The sequence below is a fragment of the Aminobacter sp. P4_D5 genome (assembly GCF_056401815.1).
The window spans coordinates 1-574 of the sequence record NZ_JBFUIP010001131.1; the positions used below are offsets into that span (position 1 = coordinate 1).

Here is a 574-nt window from a genome sequence, read left to right on the forward strand (position 1 = left end):
CTTCTCGACGGTGCTGTGCTCGAGCACGCGGCGCAGCACGCCGCCGTCGCCGGCGCCGATGATGAGCACGCGCTTGGCCGCGCCATGCGCCAGCAGCGGCACATGCGTCAGCATCTCCTGGTAGACGAACTCGTCGCGCTCGGTGATCTGCACGACGCCGTCCAGCAGCATCACGCGGCCATGCGTGAAGCTCTCGAAGATCATGATGTCCTGGAAGTCGCTCTTCACGCGAGCCAGTTCGCGCTTGATCGCGAAGCGCTGGCCCCATTCGGCGYAGAGGGTCTCGTTCACCCAGGAATCGGTCATGGTCTCACCTCATCGACAGGCGGGGGTCAGAAAGAAGAAGGGGCCGGACGTTGCCGCCCGGCCCCGTTCGCATCTAGCTCGGATTTATGTCAGCCGATCAGGCCGCGCTTGTGCTCGGAGAGTTGAACGTTGTCCGGCAGGAAGCCGCGCCGCAGCACCGGGATCGCCTTGTACGGGTCGCAGTCGCCGCAGACGAAGATGTCCAGCGCCGCATAGTCCCGCTCCGGCCAGGTGTGGATCGACACATGGCTCTCGGCCAGCACCAGCA

Annotated in this window: 2 protein-coding genes; both read right to left on the minus strand. The window is 65.3% G+C overall.

What is annotated here, in order from left to right:
- Positions 1-306 (minus strand): spermine/spermidine synthase domain-containing protein (locus AC1DWF_RS37070; RefSeq protein ID WP_476843413.1); only part of this gene is annotated, 306 nt, incomplete at its 3' end.
- A gap of 89 nt (positions 307-395) precedes the next feature.
- Positions 396-569 carry an S-adenosylmethionine decarboxylase family protein gene (locus AC1DWF_RS37075; protein WP_476843414.1) on the minus strand — a complete coding sequence of 58 codons (174 nt, stop codon included), beginning with the start codon at positions 567-569 and terminating at the stop codon, positions 396-398.
- Positions 570-574 lie beyond the last annotated feature (5 nt).